The 15,800-nt window shown below is 43.7% G+C and carries 14 protein-coding genes; 10 read left to right on the forward strand and 4 right to left on the reverse strand.

The features are described from left to right. The first annotated feature begins 293 nt into the window (after nt 1–293). The 6 genes from ACN6NF_RS08905 (at nt 294) to ACN6NF_RS08930 (ending at nt 6,314) form a co-directional block, all read left to right on the forward strand. Nucleotides 294–2,402, forward strand: a complete 2,109-nt coding sequence (locus ACN6NF_RS08905) for a class I SAM-dependent methyltransferase (protein WP_474316925.1) — start codon at nt 294–296, stop codon at nt 2,400–2,402. Nucleotides 2,403–2,489: 87 nt separating this feature from the next. Then, complete coding sequence (locus ACN6NF_RS08910; protein ID WP_474316927.1) at nt 2,490–3,029, forward strand: GrpB family protein; 540 nt, start codon at nt 2,490–2,492, stop codon at nt 3,027–3,029. A 24-nt stretch (nt 3,030–3,053) separates the two neighbouring features. Continuing rightward, entirely contained in the window at nt 3,054–3,704 is a 651-nt protein-coding gene (locus ACN6NF_RS08915) for a hypothetical protein (protein ID WP_474316928.1), read from the forward strand. Between the two features lie 92 nt (nt 3,705–3,796). Next, the gene (locus ACN6NF_RS08920; protein ID WP_016819177.1) at nt 3,797–4,222 is read left to right on the forward strand and encodes a VOC family protein; all 426 of its coding nucleotides are present in this window, start codon (nt 3,797–3,799) and stop codon (nt 4,220–4,222) included. A gap of 227 nt (nt 4,223–4,449) precedes the next feature. Continuing rightward, nucleotides 4,450–4,923, forward strand: coding sequence for a MarR family transcriptional regulator (locus ACN6NF_RS08925; protein WP_474316929.1), 474 nt, complete (start codon nt 4,450–4,452; stop codon nt 4,921–4,923). Between the two features lie 155 nt (nt 4,924–5,078). Continuing rightward, entirely contained in the window at nt 5,079–6,314 is a 1,236-nt protein-coding gene (locus tag ACN6NF_RS08930; protein ID WP_474316931.1) for an MFS transporter, read from the forward strand. A 141-nt stretch (nt 6,315–6,455) separates the two neighbouring features. On the opposite strand, the gene nrdF is transcribed toward ACN6NF_RS08930, so the two are convergent. The 3 genes from nrdF to nrdI form a co-directional block, all read right to left on the reverse strand. Beyond that, complete coding sequence (gene nrdF / locus ACN6NF_RS08935) at nt 6,456–7,421, reverse strand: class 1b ribonucleoside-diphosphate reductase subunit beta (protein ID WP_013370558.1); 966 nt, start codon at nt 7,419–7,421, stop codon at nt 6,456–6,458. A gap of 216 nt (nt 7,422–7,637) precedes the next feature. Then, nucleotides 7,638–9,722 (reverse strand): class 1b ribonucleoside-diphosphate reductase subunit alpha, encoded by a 2,085-nt coding sequence (gene nrdE, locus ACN6NF_RS08940; RefSeq protein WP_474316932.1) that lies wholly within the window; start codon nt 9,720–9,722, stop codon nt 7,638–7,640. Further along, nucleotides 9,709–10,068, reverse strand: a complete 360-nt coding sequence (gene nrdI / locus ACN6NF_RS08945) for a class Ib ribonucleoside-diphosphate reductase assembly flavoprotein NrdI (RefSeq protein WP_474316933.1) — start codon at nt 10,066–10,068, stop codon at nt 9,709–9,711. The genes nrdE and nrdI overlap by 14 nt, the downstream gene beginning before the upstream one ends. A 408-nt stretch (nt 10,069–10,476) precedes the next feature. Between nrdI and ACN6NF_RS08950 the strand changes: the two genes are divergently transcribed. From ACN6NF_RS08950 to ACN6NF_RS08960, 3 genes are read left to right on the forward strand one after another with little or no spacing between them, the layout of a single operon-like run. Further along, nucleotides 10,477–10,839: a DUF2500 domain-containing protein gene (locus ACN6NF_RS08950; RefSeq protein ID WP_474317552.1), complete on the forward strand. Its 363-nt coding sequence runs from the start codon at nt 10,477–10,479 to the stop codon at nt 10,837–10,839. 58 nt (nt 10,840–10,897) lie between these two features. Further along, nucleotides 10,898–11,458 carry a GNAT family N-acetyltransferase gene (locus ACN6NF_RS08955; protein ID WP_474316934.1) on the forward strand — a complete coding sequence of 187 codons (561 nt, stop codon included), beginning with the start codon at nt 10,898–10,900 and terminating at the stop codon, nt 11,456–11,458. Nucleotides 11,459–11,460: 2 nt separating this feature from the next. Beyond that, a complete protein-coding gene (locus ACN6NF_RS08960; protein ID WP_474316935.1) occupies nt 11,461–12,552 on the forward strand; it encodes an MFS transporter in 1,092 nt (363 codons plus the stop codon). Between the two features lie 195 nt (nt 12,553–12,747). Here ACN6NF_RS08960 and ACN6NF_RS08965 read toward each other — a convergent pair whose 3' ends face one another. After that, on the reverse strand, nt 12,748–14,439 hold the full coding sequence (locus tag ACN6NF_RS08965) for an ABC transporter substrate-binding protein (RefSeq protein ID WP_474316936.1): 1,692 nt from the start codon (nt 14,437–14,439) through the stop codon (nt 12,748–12,750). Nucleotides 14,440–14,717: 278 nt separating this feature from the next. Here ACN6NF_RS08965 and ACN6NF_RS08970 point away from each other — a divergent pair, with 278 nt between their 5' ends. Continuing rightward, nucleotides 14,718–15,785 (forward strand): LacI family DNA-binding transcriptional regulator, encoded by a 1,068-nt coding sequence (locus ACN6NF_RS08970; protein ID WP_474316939.1) that lies wholly within the window; start codon nt 14,718–14,720, stop codon nt 15,783–15,785. The last annotated feature ends 15 nt before the right edge of the window (nt 15,786–15,800 follow it).

Here is a 15,800-nt window from a genome sequence, read left to right on the forward strand (position 1 = left end):
TTATAACAACGCAGGAAAATGATTTTGCTGCGTATAACAATGGTGATGAGATATCTTCTGCCTTAGGCTGGAAGGTATCTTTTTGCTTTCGAGCGGGAGAAGCGGATTGAAAGCTATGGAGACTATAAATCAGGTTATATAAAACCCAGAACATGTCAAGCGACTAATTGATACAAATGTTTAATATTTTCCACGAGATGGAAGCTACAAATGTATGGTAAAGTGTAGGGTATACAAGATATTTCCCAAAGTCTCCTGTGCATACCGAATCCGAATCACACGAGGTGAGAAAAATGTTACAATCGTTAAAAGCCATTGCTAATTACAGGAAAGAAAATGATCTGGCCTGGGATACACCGACTTGGCTAAAGCTGCTTGTTTCGGCTGAGGAGCGTATTGTAAATTTGGAGCGTATTCGATCCATAGGTGAGTTAAAGGATGCTAATCCTGTACTGGATTATGTAGAGCGCACGTTGCTTATTTTGGACGGGCTTCCATTGTCATTCTGGGTTAAAGAGTTACTGGAGGAAGTATTGGTATGGTCTGAGACAGCCAAAGGAGGCACAGTCCGCGAACGGCTACGCTGGCAGCATGAGGGCATTAATTTATTTGTACATAATATTGGCTCCTCCCAGCTGTATGTCAGACAGGCTCAAGCAGAGTCACCTGCTTACCCGCGCAACAGCATGACCCGGATTCTGATTGAAACGCATGGATTAATCGGACAGTATATACGGGGAGAAATACCTTTTGCAGAAAATCGACTGCTGCTCGAAATCACTCGTAAGGGCTGGCTGACCCCGGAGGAATTGGAGCTTGTGTTACGAGCACTAAACGAGTGCATTATCGCCGGTGTAGATCCTGCATTATGGGAGCAAGTACGCGGTGAAGTGGAGCAGCTAATCGGCTGGATTGCCTGGGATAACGCACCTGTAGTCTGGAGTGTAAAGGAGCGACTGGAGAGATTGCGGTCAGTTTCGATTCATGAAGGGGAGCCGTTTGAGCAGGCTTACGCCGAGCTGGAGCGGGAGCTGAATGTAGAGAAGGCGCTGGCTCCGCTGGAGAATCGGACACTTTGGTATGTAGAATCAGCTTTGCAGGATTTTTCACTTCAAGAACTAGTTAAGGTATTTTTGCTCACGTTGAGGGATGGTACAGGGCAGGAACAGCCTGCAACGGTAAGGCATATCAGTTTTGAATCACTTATGAATACGATGTATTATGACTATCGTGGTGTTAAGAAAATTAACGTATACAAAAAAAGAATGATAGAAAAATATTTAAGCGCACTGTCCTGGCAAGATATCACAAAAGGAAAACGGAAGCATAATCCTCATTTGAGTGTAATCGTGGAGCATAAAGAGGAGCTGCCAAGTACCGTATTTTTTAATTTTGTATTTTCATCAGCGGCTGAAAAACTGATCGATTTTTGTATTGAGGCAGAAAAGACGCCTCTGTATGACAAAGCAGTCCTGCTGCTGTTTGATCTGTTCGGATTACGGCGCGATGCTTATGATCGCTTTCACAATGAGGAAACGTACCTTACAGATATGAACCAGACCGCAGATTTCAAAAGGGTCATTCTAGATTACGTGACTGGAACCCGTATACTGGATATCGGACCTGGCGGGGGCGTACTGCTGGACCTGATCGAGCAGGAAAGACCGGACTCGAAGCCGTTGGGTCTTGATATTTCTGTGAATGTGATTGAGGCCCTTAAACGTAAAAAGCAACTGGAGCACCGCCGTTGGGATGTCATCAAAGGTGATGCGCTTCGACTGGAAGAATTTGTGGAAACGGAGAGCATGGACACGGTTATTTTCTCTTCGATTCTTCACGAGCTGTATTCCTACATCGAACGAGATGGGAAAAGGTTCAATTTACAAACAGTGGAGGCTGCTTTGCAGAGCGCCTATCGTGTACTCGCACCTGGCGGGCGCATTATCATTCGTGACGGTATTATGACCGAACCAGTAGAGCAGCGCAGACGCATTCGATTTTTGGAGCCGGATGGAATGGAATGGCTAATGCGATATGCGCAGGATTTTGCGGGTCGCCGCATTGAAATAGAGCGCATAGGTGAGCATGAGGCTGTTTTACCGGTAAATGATGCAATGGAATTCCTGTATACCTACACATGGGGGGCGGAAGCCTATGTGCATGAAGTGCAGGAGCAGTTTGGCTATTTCACTCCGTCACAGTATGAAGAATGTATTCGTAACACACTTGGATCACAAGTGATTATCCGGTTGAGCCGCCACTATTTGCAGGAGGGCTATGCCGAAGCGTTGTCCAGTCGTGTTGAGTTTATGGATGAGCAGGGTCAGCTGGTTCCTTTGCCAGACAGCACCTGTCTGATCGTGATTGAGAAGCCAAAGCATAGTGATGAAGCAACTAAATGATTTATAATTTAAACAAGAGAATGCCTTCTGAGTTGTGCCAAGCGCACTGGGAAGGCATTTTTTTGGAAAACGAATGGAGGTGCGATCATGTCCGCGCAGGTAGTGATATCCGAATATAATCCGCAGTGGGTAGCAGAGTACATACAAGAACGGGCAAAATTGATAGAGGCTCTCGGAGACGTGTGTGTCGGCGTAGAGCATATCGGTAGTACATCCGTTCCTGGTTTGGGAGCCAAGGCTATTATCGACATTATGGTTGGAGTAGAAGATTTGGCGATGATTCAATCCGAACAGCGAGAGCGTTTGCTAGGTATTCAATATGAATATGTACATAAGCCTGATTTTCCAGAGCGAGCTTTCTTTCGCCGTGGAGAATGGGGAGCTGGGACCCATCATTTGCATATTTACAAGTATAAAGGAGAGCATTGGGAGAACCATCTATTGTTCAGAGATTACTTGAAAGCGCATCCTGAGAGCCTGCGAGCGTATGAGACTTTAAAAAAAGATTTGGCTCACCAATTTAATCATGACCGTGTAGCGTATACCGAAGCCAAAGGACCTTTCATTCGGCAGATCGTTGAGCAAGCGAAGCTTGAAAGACAAAAACAGAAACAAATGGAAGTTTAGTACGTATGGACAAGGTGAGGAATGATGAAGAATATGATGCTTGATGCACAGGTAACGCCAAATGGTTTAAAAGACAGAATGATGCTGCTGTCAGCACTGGATATTATATTGTCTCCAGAAGATTGGTTACGCACGTATCGTATGCAGTCTGAATGGTCTGGTGATGTGTGCCTGGGTGAGGTGGACAACGGCGCTGGAGATACGATTCATATGCTATGGACGGGTGGAGGTGTGCTATTAAAAGGGTTTGCCCACGAATCCCCTGTAAGTCCTCATGCAAGAGACGAATATGAGGTCTGGCCGGGCATGTACGACGGTGTACCTGATGATATGATGGAGCTTTTGGAAGATGAAGCGCTGGAGAAGGAGGACGTTACTTTTTGTATGTGGAGGGAAGCGGGAGATAACGAGTGGCGTATGGGCAACGTGAACATTCCTGAGGAATATGACGATGGCTCATCCTTTTTGCTGGGGAAAATTATAGTTACACCGGAGGAATATCAGGATTGGGCTGAAAGTTACTATGAGCTGCCGATTTCTCTAGGGGTGGTAAGCCAGATTTTCAACGGCGTTCCGATCACTGCACAGATGATCTCTGCGCTTGATCCACAGCGTAACGTTAGGGAAGCGATAAAGGAGCTAAAACAGCTTGGCATTCAGGTGCATGAAAGCTAAGAATACAGATTTGTTTTTCTTGACAAGTTTTGTATATAATACAGGAGAAATGGCTGGGCTAATTACCTCGAATTAAAGGAGCTGTGTTGAAGATGTCCAAACGTTTGATTCCTTACATCACGATGGATGGAAATGCAAAAGAAGCAATCGAATTTTATGAAAAGGCATTGGATGCTCAACTGCTTTTTATTCAAACCTTTGGGGAAATGCCGGAAAACCCCGATTTTCCCATTCCCGCAGAGGTCAAGGAACGTGTGGGACATGCCACCCTTAAAGTGGGCGAGACAGAGCTCATGTTTTCGGATACCTTTCCCGGATCGCCGTTTAGCAGCGGAAATCAGGTGAGTATCTGTATTACAACCGATAGTGTGGAGCAAGCTCAAAAAATGTTTGATGCTTTACAGCAAGGAGGGCAGGTGGGAATGCCTTTGCAGGAAACCCATTTTAGTCCAGCTTATGGGAATGTAACAGACAAGTTTGGTGTCACCTTTCAAATGTTCACAGAGGCTCGGTCTTAATAAATGGAAAACGGCTCGGTCCGCTACTTAAGCGATCTAGCCGTTTTTTTGCGTGCATGTCCTTCGTCTGAAAAATAAATATACATACATAAAGGTATGGGGAGTGTTTGGATCTCTTTTTTTATGTATCGCTCAATTCCTAAAATAATTATTTTAATATTGTTGAAATAGAAACAAAAATACATTATATTAAATTGTTAATGCACCAACGGGTGGGAGGACAGTCCATGAACAAAGAAGAACAGGTCATAATGGGTTTCAGGGACTTATATAACAAGATGGTTTGGCTTAATAAGGACAAGATGGAAGACAGTCTTAAGGGTTATAAGCCTTCTGAAGTACATTGCATGGAATACATTGAAAAAAATGTACATTCCAACGTGACAACACTTGCGGAGTCCCTTTATATGACTAGCGGTGCCATAAGTAAAATAACTAAGAAGCTCATAAAAAAAGGCCTTATCGAAAGCTACCAGAAGCCGGATAACAAGAAAGAAATTTATTTTAGGCTTACTGAGCAAGGGAAAGTAGTCTATAAAATCCATGAGGAACTGCACAAGGAGTTTCAAGAGCGGGATAAAGCCGTATTTGAGCAGGTAACCGAGGAGCAATTTGACAATATGCTTAGCTTCTTGGAAAAGTATAGCAGGCATTTGGATGCAGAAATAAAGAAAAAGGATATAGATATCAAGTCGAAATAAATTTGAATAATGAAAATCAAACCACAGGCAGCCGGGCTCTATTGAGAACGGGCTGCATTTTTTTATTATTATTTTGTTTCCAGGGAAGAAAAAATATGATACGATAATTTTGTTTCCTAGGAAGTAAAATCACAACTTTTGAGGGGAGAATTTAAGTGTTCAAATTTAGATCACACCATAAACAGACCACAGAACAAACCGTAGATAAACACGCTTTAATATTCGGCCTTATCTCTGTGTTTCTTTGCGGAATAGGTTTCAGTATCATAACACCTGTCGTCCCATTCTTAGTGCAACCTTATACAAGCAATCCGGGAGAACAAGCTATAGTTGTTACGCTGCTGACCTCTGTTTATGCATTCTGCGTATTTTTTGCGGCTCCCGTACTTGGAGTTTTGAGCGACAAATATGGCCGTCGTCCATTGCTCTTAGTATGCCTTTTGGGCTCCGCAATCGGGTACTTGGTATTTGGCATAGGAGGAGCTCTATGGGTACTATTTGCTGGGCGCATCCTAGAAGGTATAACAGGCGGGAGCATAAGCACAATCTTTGCATATTTTGCAGACATCATTTCTCCAGAACAGAGAACTAAATACTTTGGATGGGTGAGTGCGGTTGTAGGTGTAGGCACTGTTATTGGCCCAACTCTAGGCGGATTACTTGCCAAGTTTGGTTATTCTGTACCCATGTATTTTGGAGCAACCATCACTTTGTTGAATGTTGTTTATGGATTCTTTTTTATGCCTGAGAGCCTGGACAAGAAACATAGACTGAAAGAGGTTACCTTTGTAAGGCTGAATCCATTTACACAGCTTGCAAACGTACTTTCCATGAAAAACTTAAGAAGGCTACTTGTCTCAGCGTTCTTACTTTGGATACCCAATGGATCTTTACAGGCAGTTTTTTCACAACTTACAATGGATACCTTCGACTGGAAGCCTGCACTAATCGGACTTATATTTTCAATTATGGGCTTCCAAGACATCATTTCACAAGGTTTCATCATGCCCAAGCTTTTAAAAAAACTTAGTGATAAACAGATAGCCACTCTTGGAATGGTCTCAGAGATTATAGGCTACAGTCTTATTGCGTTATCTGCTTTGTTCTCATTCTATCCTCTTATTATCGCAGGAATGTTTATATTTGGTTTTGGTGATTCGGTCTTTGGGCCATCATTTAATGGGATGCTCTCCAAGTCTGTCAATTCTAGTGAACAAGGAAGGATTCAAGGAGGTAGCCAATCTATTCAGGCTTTAGCAAGAATGATTGGCCCTATCATTGGAGGTCAAATCTATGTATCACTTGGTCATGCCACACCCGCTTTTATGGGTATGATTCTTATAGCAGTGGCAATACCAGTTTTATATAAGAGAACGGATGTGAATATGTAAACTACCGCTCGAAGCTTTCCGTAATCACCTGCATAGCAGGTAGTTTTAAGAAAATAATAGGGTTTCAGAACTTAGGAACAAGTTCTGAAACCCTATTTGTTTACAGTATCGCCTTGCTAAATAAATTTTACGTATGTGTACTTAAACGCCAAAGTTAAAATCATCATCTGTCAGCGGCTCTACATTCATTGCCCGTACATAGCCGTTTCCTTTTTTAGAAAAGAAATCGTGCTGCTTGGTATGGGTGCTAATGCCGTTGAATACAATGGGATTGACTTCTTCTTCTTCAAAAAGTGGGTCAAATCCCAGATTCATCATGGCCTTGTTGGCGTTGTAGCGCAAGAACACTTTAACATCGTCTACGAGTCCAATAGGGGCATAAATCTGCTCGGTATACTGTTCCTCATTATTGTGCAAGTAGCGCAGCAAACCTACCAGCGTCTGGTAGAGATCGCGTTGTTCTTCCTCGTCCAGTTCCGCATAAATCTCCTGTGCCAGTACACCTACGTAAACACCGTGAATACTTTCGTCCCGCAGAATCAGGTCGATAATTTCCCCGCTGCATGTTAGCTTGCCCTGACCCGCCAGATAGAGAGGGTAGAAGAAGCCGCTATAAAACAAATAGCTTTCTAATAGTACCGATGCAGCCATCGCGAGATATAGGTCTTTCGGTGTATGGATGTTCATATAATACTGACGAATGGTTTCTGCTTTGGTTTGGAGATGGGGATTTTCTTCCACCCAGCGGAATACACCGTCAATTTCTTCTGTGGAAGCGAGGGTGGTAAAGATGCTACTGTACGACTTGGCATGAATTTGCTCCATCATCGCCATAAAGCTTAATACCGCTTTGCGTTGTAGTCCGTCTACATGCTCCATAATTTGCGGCATCCCCACACCGCCTTGAATGGTGTCTAGCAGAGTCAAGCCGCCCAGCACCTTCATGTAGGCTTCTTTTTCGATATCACTGAGGGTTACCCAGGACATTTTATCGTCAGACAGCGGAATTTCATCATCCGTCCAAAATTGCATAATATTCTGATTCCAGAACATCAGTGTGAAATCATCGTCCGAGCGGTTCCAGTTTACGGCTTGTATACCTGTCATTGTTAGCATTCTCCCTTCAGCTTGCGAGATTCCCTAGAAACACACGTGAGATGTTACCGGAGAGTCATCGTATGCTTGACATACGGAAGCTGTATCCGTGAGGGTTTGTCCAATCCTGAAAAGGTCTGAACCACGCGCTGGATACAGCTTCTAATGCCAAGCATTCATATCTATTCAAAATCTAATTTTATTTTATAGCTTGTTACCATATATGCATTAAATAGAGCAAGTGAGGCACTCTTCCACAGACAGCTTTTTGGTACGTGTGTAGTATAACGATTTAAGTCCTTTATGTGCGGCGTACAGATAGCAACGTGCTAACTGACGCGTAGTCACGTCACTGTTCACATGGAGTACAGTCGAAATACCTTGGTCCACGTGAGGCTGGATTTCCGCAATTAGATCAAGCACTTTGAACTGGTCCATTTGATAAGCGGATTTGTAAAAGAATACATTATCCTTTTGCAAATACGGCATCGGATAGTAAGTCGTTGAATTCGCATAGGTACGAGTTTCAATCTGCTCGACAATTGGCATAACGCTGGACGTTGCATTTTGAATGTACGAAATGCTGGCAGTGGGAGCAATCGCCATACGATAGGCGTGATACAGACCGTTCTTCATGACGTCTGCTTTAAGTGTGTCCCAATCCGCTGGAGTCGGAATATAAATATCCTTGAACAGCTCTTGCACACGTGCCGTTGTCGGACGATAATCTGTGTTCAGATATCGGTCAAAATATACACCTGTCGCATAATCCGATTCCTCAAATCCATAAAAGCTTTGTCCGGTTGCTTTTGCGATTTCCATACTCTTTTCGATGGAATGATAGTTCATCGTCATGAAGAAGGTACGGACAAAGTCCTTCGCTTCATTGCTTTCATATGCAATTTTGTTCTTGGCAAGGTAGCCGTGCAGATTCATGACACCCAGACCGACGGAGTGCATTTCACGGTTCGCTTTCGCAACACCTGGTGCATTAGCCACTTGGGTCATATCACTGACCGAGGTGAGAGCAATCATACCCTCGTGAACGGACTCGCGGATTTTGCCGTGCTCCATCACATTTACAATGTTCAGGGAAGCCAGGTTACAGCTTACATCCCGGCGAATGATATCCTGTTGTCCATAGTCGGCAATCTCAGAAGTTTCCTGCAACTGGAAGATTTCCGTGCACAGGTTCGACATTTTGATTTGGCCCACGTTTTTAAGAGCATGTGCCTGATTTGCGTTACTTTTGTTCATAATATATGGATAGCCAGACTCCAACTGAATCATAGCAATTTTCGTCAGCATATCACGTGCGCTCATCGCTATTTTTTTCTTCACTCGATCGTCAGCGAGCAGCGTATCGTACATTTCATCCAGATCCATGTCGTCCAAATGTGTTCCATAAGCCTTGAACACACTATAAGGGGCAAATACATGCAACGGTTCATTATCTTGTGCCAGCTTGTAAAAGCGGTTTGGCACCAGCAATCCGATCGAAAGTGTCTTGAGACGTACTCTTTCATCGGCATTGATTTTTTTACTATCCAGGAACTCCAGCACGTCCCATCCGAAAATGTTGTAATAGGCAGCGCCAGAGCCTTTACGTTGACCCATTTGATCCGCGTAGGAGAAACCGTCTTCCATCAGCTTCAGCACAGGCATAATGCCTTTTGCTGCGCCTTCAACACCTTTAATCGCCTCGCCGCGTGACCGTAGCTTCGACAGGTTAACTGCAACACCGCCGCCAATTTTGGACAATTGCATGCAAGTGTTAAGTACATAGTTGATTGAGTTCAAAGAGTCATCCATCTCAAGCAAGAAGCAGGACACCAATTCCCCACGGCGGCTTTTACCAGCGTTCAGGAAGGTTGGTGTAGCTGGCTGAAGACGTTGCTCCATCATCGAGCGGGACAACAGGCGCGCCGTATCGGCGTTGCCGCGTCCCAAATGCAGGGCGACAGCAGCCACCCGGTCAGGGTAGTGTTCCAGATAGACTTTACGGTCGTTGCTCTTCATTGCATAATCGGTATAAAACTTGGATGCTGCCATATAGGAAGGGAATTTAAAATTATAGCTATGAGTGATATGGAAAATTTCATTAATTTCTTCAGCCGTGTAGCTGTTGTAGAAATTTTCGTAATAATCATTCTCAATCATATACAGTACTTGAGCAGCTGTGTCAGCAAACTTCAAACTCCGTTCCTGAACTTCCTTCATAAATTCTGCTACAGCCTCTTGGTCCTTTTCCAATTGGAAAAAGCCGTCTGTATCGCGTTTCATCAACATGTTGTTCAATTCAATATGCCGCAACTCGGCTCACCTCCTGTTTAAAACGCTCTACATCTCCGAACGTTCCAGATAATTCAAATTTGCTAATTACAGGGACATTATAATGGTCGGCAATCAAATCCGCACTTTTGGCAAATTTCTCACCCCAGTTACGGTTGCCGCTTGCAGCTACACCAACAAGGTTTTGTGCATTTTTTTTCAAAAATGAAGACACCCTCTCAGGTATCTGTCCAAACCCGGTTGTATATGTAATGAGAATATAAGGTTCTTCTATAGTCATTTGCTCCTCGATCTGAACCGCCGGAAGCTTGAGTTTATTTATAAATCTTTTTACATTGCCGGTCTTGGAATCATAAGCAATCAGCATGGTGTGCAACCTCCTTAACAATTAACGAAAAAAAGAAAACGGCATTGCCAAGAGACCCATCATAGCTGTAATCCCTTGCTGGCTGCGCCATTTAAGATTTTTGACTCTATATTTACATGTATTTTCATACCTTTATCTTCAAGATATCGGGCATAAATACGTTTTTTACACTATATTTAGAGTACATTCTCTATTTTATATCTATATATAGTTTTGTCAATCGGTCTAGAGAGGCTCAGAGGACCCAGATCGGGTGTAAGTCCAAGCAGGGTGCGGAAAAGAGCGAAAGAACTTTTTTTTCGTAAGTATGTTAAAAAAGTATTGGAGTTTTTGAGGCTAAGGTTGTACGATTTGTCAATGGGCAATAGAATGGAAAATTTACATTTTACTGTAGAAAGGATGAAGCAAATGGGAAGTGGTTTTATGGAATTTCAATCGTTTAATATGATTTTTTTTGTCGTGTTTGGACTCATTGCTTTTGTAATCATTATGGGAATTGTCAAATCGATAAGTGCGGGTCTTTCCAATCAAGCAGCCGAACAGGTCCAACGTTCATGCAAGGTTGTGGATAAGCGAACGAGAGTGCGTGGGGGATCAGGCGATTTTTCAGCTTCGACCGATTACTATATCACCTTTGAATTTGACGGGGGTGAGCGTAAGGAGCTGGAGGTGAAGGATACGGACTTCGGAATGATTGTAATCGGGGATCGCGGTGAGGTTCATTATAAAGGTACACGTTTCCTAGAGTTTGTGAGATTAATGGGAGCGTAAAAGGGGACAGGGTGTTAGAGTATTACCAGAACCAATACATATAGGGAGGAAGCTGACGATGCCACATCTCATTGGAGCACGAATTGTATTAAGAGAGTACCGTCAGGAGGATATACCTGATATTCGAAGATGGGTCAATGACCCGGAAATCACACATGGGTTAAGCGACGTATTTATCTATCCGCATTCACAGGCTAATAGTGAATCTTTTGTACAGATGATGATTGACGGCAACTCTGAGATCAAGGGCTTTATCATTGCTCATAAAGACACATTGGATTATATTGGACAACTCGATTTATTCAAAATCAACTGGGTGAATCGGCACGCCACCCTTGGGATTGTGATCGGGCGTGACGGTGATCTGGGTAAGGGATATGGGCGGGAAGCGATACGATTGATACAAAAATTTGCATTTCATTCGCTGAACCTGCACCGGCTGGAGCTGGAGGTCTATGCGTTCAATGAACGTGCATATCGTTGCTATCTGGCATGTGGCTTTAAGGAGGAAGGCCGACTACGGGAAAAGCTATTCAGGGAAGGACAGTACTATGACATCATTCAGATGGGGATGTTGCGAAGTGAATATGAGGCTGTAGAGCAAGCAAAGGAACCCTGAAAGTGAGGCCACATAAGCTATTTTACTCCGTCAGTTTTCTTCAATTTTTTATGAGTGAAATCACGGGGACTACACTCATCCTATTTCTGTTAGCTAAAGGACTTTCTCTGCAAAGTGCAAACTTCTTGCTGGTTGTATTCTTTGTAAGTATTTTTCTGTTTGAAATACCAACAGGAGCTATTGCGGACAAGTATGGAAGAAAAATTTCTGTTGTCTTGGGGCTTTGTTGTTTTCTAGTTTACAGTGTGTTGTTCGTTTGGACAGATCATATCGGGCTGCTTGTGTTTGCACAAGTCTTTGGCGGTCTGGCAGTATGCTTGCAATCAGGCTCGTTGGAATCCTGGGTTGTGGAAAATAGTGATAAGCCGATGGAAGTTCTTTTTACAACCTCTAACAGCATACAGTACATTTCGGGATTTATTTGTGGTTTGTTGGGGGCCTTCCTCGCAACTTATAACTATTCACTTCCTTGGGTAGCCAGCATTGCATCTATTATTCTATGTATTTTTCTATGCTGCTTTTATATGAAAGAGAAGAATATTACCGATCGAAAAACATCTACTACTCGTATTAAAACGATTATCGGGGAAAGTGTCCGTATCGGTTTTGAAAATAAGTCGATCTGGATTGTGTTTATCATTGGTTTGTTTATCAGCTTTTCGAATTCGGCGGGGAATACCTTTCAACAGCCACGTCTGGTCGGTCTTTCTGAACAAGGGATTTGGATTATGGGGTTTATTAAGGCAGGCTATTCACTATGTATGACTTTGGGAAGCTATCTGGTTCGAAAGCTAGGCGCACGTTATAGTGATGTACATATACTCATGTATGCTTGCGGGATGATTGGGATATGGCTCATTTTAGCGGGTGCTTTCAACACGTTTTATCCTGTACTGCTTACCTTTTTTATCTATGAAATTGGGCGAGGGATGTACCCGGTTGCCAAACAAATTTTTCTGAACAAAAGAATCTCCAATGAGTATCGTTCAACACTGCTATCTCTGGATTCAGCCATTTCCCAACTAGGCATGTGTATAGGTTTAATCGTGACAGGCATCGTAAGCCGTAATTTTACCAATCTTGCTTCGGATTAAACACCTATTCAGATATCTTGGATGCTGTGTGGCGGGATTGCATTGATTCCAATCTTTTTGTTGCTTTATGTCCATCGGGGGTCAAGGAAAAATAGTTCTTGGAAAGAAAAAGCAACAAAGCAGAATGTTTAATGCAAACAGGGCTGAACAGGTTCTGGCTGTCAGCCCCTATGCACCTTCATGAGTAATCAGACTCTATTTCTCCCCGTACCATAGCTTCAGACGATTCTGGATCAGGCCAGTGTAGATTTCTTCAGCCTTTGGTACACCCGCCTGATCCAGCTCTTGGAGCATGCGGTCATACACAGCATCGAATTGATCTGGCTTGGCGAGTACGGCCTCAGGAATCCGTTTGCGTACAATGTCCTGCGACTTCTGATAAATAACATTGTAATTTGTATTGGTCGGAACAGGCATGTTGTAGGCAGCACCCCACTCTTTTACCGGAAAATCCTTCTCGTTCGGGAATAGGTCTTTCCATGTCCGGGCTTTATATGCCTGAAGGGATTCTTTTTCTGCTTGGCTATAATTTTCGGTAATCATCTCCGGATAATTGGTTGTGTAATAGTTGCCAGTAGGGTCCTTAACGCTATCGCCGTAATGAGGTCCCCATATCCAGTACAAACCGATACCTGATTCTCTGCTAAAAGAAGCATTATCATTGTTTTTGCGTTCTTGCACAGCTGCAGGAATGACTCGTTTGCCGTTCTCTACATTGTAGTGCTGGCCTTCAATTCCCCAATTACGTAAAATTTGTCCTTCATCCGAGGCCAGGAAGTCCAGAAACTTGATCGCTCGCACCGGATTTTTGCATGAAGTTGTGATGCCAATCCCAGACGCAGTATCGAAACCAATGGGCTGAAGGGAATGATCCTCGTATTGCTCATTTAAAGTGACCGGAAAGTGGGCGTAGGTGTATTCATCCTTACCTGCTGCCTTGAGCGCATTTTCGGCATCCTGGTAGTTCCATTCCTGATCAATTAGTCCGATGACGCGACCTGCGGCGATTTTGGATTTGTACTGATCACTTTTTTGTACAAAAGTATCTTTATCCAACAGACCTTCATTGTACATATGGTTTAACCAACGGAAATATTCTCGCTCCTCTGGGCGTTTGTAGTGAAGAATGGCTTTGTGTGTTTTAGGATCAATATAATATTCCCCGTCGTCTGGTCCACCTGTAGCCGTAACTGCCGGGTTTGTCACAGTAATCTGCATTTTCCAGTCTTCAGCATCGAGCGATAAGGGGATGGTAGGCTGGCCATTGGTAGTAGGGTATTTGGCGACATAATCTTTAAGTGCTTTTTCAAAATCTTGAACGGTGCGAATTTTGGGGTATCCGAGTTTCTTAAGAGCTTGATGCTGGATTTCGAAGCCTGCTTGTGCATCAAACGCGATGTGATCTACGCCCAAATTGGTTGGGATGGTGTAAATGGCGGGATCTTCACTACTATATTTAATACGGTTAAAATAATCTCCATACACTTTCTTAATGTTAGGACCGTACTTATCAATCAGGTCGGTTAAATCAATGAGTGCCCCGGCATCGACCAGTTTTCCAATGTCTCCTTTGGGGTACACGAGATCAGGGTACTCTCCGCTAGCAGCCATTAAAGCAAACTTTTCCTCGCCTCGACCATTAACAGCATGTTCGGCATTTAGTGTAACACCCGTTTTCTTGATAATTTCCTGCCCGACAGCGTCCTTCATGTTGTTCCAGTTGGAGCTTGAGTCACCGCCAAAGAACGTTAATGTAATGGGACTGGTGTCATCGGGGTCTTCCTTTTCTGCCGTACCACCTTTGCTATTCGCGCAGCCCGTTGTAACGAGCAGCAGCAAAGCCAGAAGCAGGATGGAGCATTGTTGTACCGACCTGTTCGTGAACATCTGCAAATCCCCCTTAATAAGTATGATTTACACAATGTAAGTGCTTTCATTAGTAAATTGTAGGAAATAAAGAACCTTACGTCAAGTTATTTATGTTTATTTGTTATGTGTTTTGTTTTTTATTAAGCAAACATATTTAATGAAAGGTGTGGATTTGTGCCAATCCATCGTTTGATGATCTAAAACAAAGTATGCTACGATGGTACCAGTTTATAGGCATACCTGTATATTTAGAAGACTAAAGTAGAAAAAGATTTCGAATAGGGTTGGGTGAGGAGATGCGTGGAAAAGTAACATTGCAGGAAATTGCGGATGCGGCGGGTGTTTCAAAATTCGCTGTTTCGCGTGCACTGTCAGGCAAACCCGGTGTAAGTGAAGAGACGAGGGCGCTGCTAGTTAAGCTTGCTGCCCAGATGGGCTATTTTCGTAGTCATCCCAAAATGACTGGGGTAGAGCCTCGGGACACAGATGCCAGAGAATGGTCGGGTACGGTGCTGGTGTTATTTCCGAATATTCGGTACCAGAATCGGGAGTCCAGGTACTGGGGACCTGTATTTGAAGGAATTTCCGAGCGTCTGAACCGCAAGGGATTGGATATGATCACGCTAACGGAGCCTTCAACTGATGATACGTTTTCTTTACTGAACCCAGAGGCCATAAAAGGGATTATCACTGTGGGAACGATTTCAACTACATTATTGCTGAACATTTATCGAATGGGTATTCCGGTTGTCATGGTGGATCATTGGGACTCTGCATTTTTGAGTGATGCGGTGTTTACGGATAATCGCACTTGCATGAATGAATTAATGAAGGATTTGCTGTGTAGGGGCTATGCCCATTTTCAGTTTGTAGGCCATATTGACGACGCTCACAGTTTCTATGAACGTTGGGAAGCTTTTCGGTCCGCACTCGAAATGAGCGGAGTAGAATTAAGGCAGAACAAAGCCCTTATTTATGGGGGGGCGCAGGCACTTGCTGAGGAAATGGACAAGTTGTCCGAGGATGAGCTACCAGAGGTTTTTGTTTGCGCTAATGACGTGACTGCTTCGCAAGTCGTGGAAGTGCTGAAAGGAAAGGGAATTGACGTTCCTAGGCGGTGCGGGGTGACCGGGTTTGACGATACGAATGATCAAATGCCAATTTATGCCACGGTGAGAGTGGATAAGGAACTGTTGGGGATGCGGGCGGTAGACCAATTATTATGGCGCATCATGAACCCAAACTCGCCTGTGGAAAAAAAGTTGCTACACGCTGATCTACTCGTACGGGAAGTTCATGCGCCACGGATTAGCCAGGAAAATGATGATCGGGATCGTCCATTTAGCACAATTAGATATAGTTGATGTCTGGATATGTGA

The sequence above is a fragment of the Paenibacillus sp. TSM33 genome, assembly GCF_056099025.1.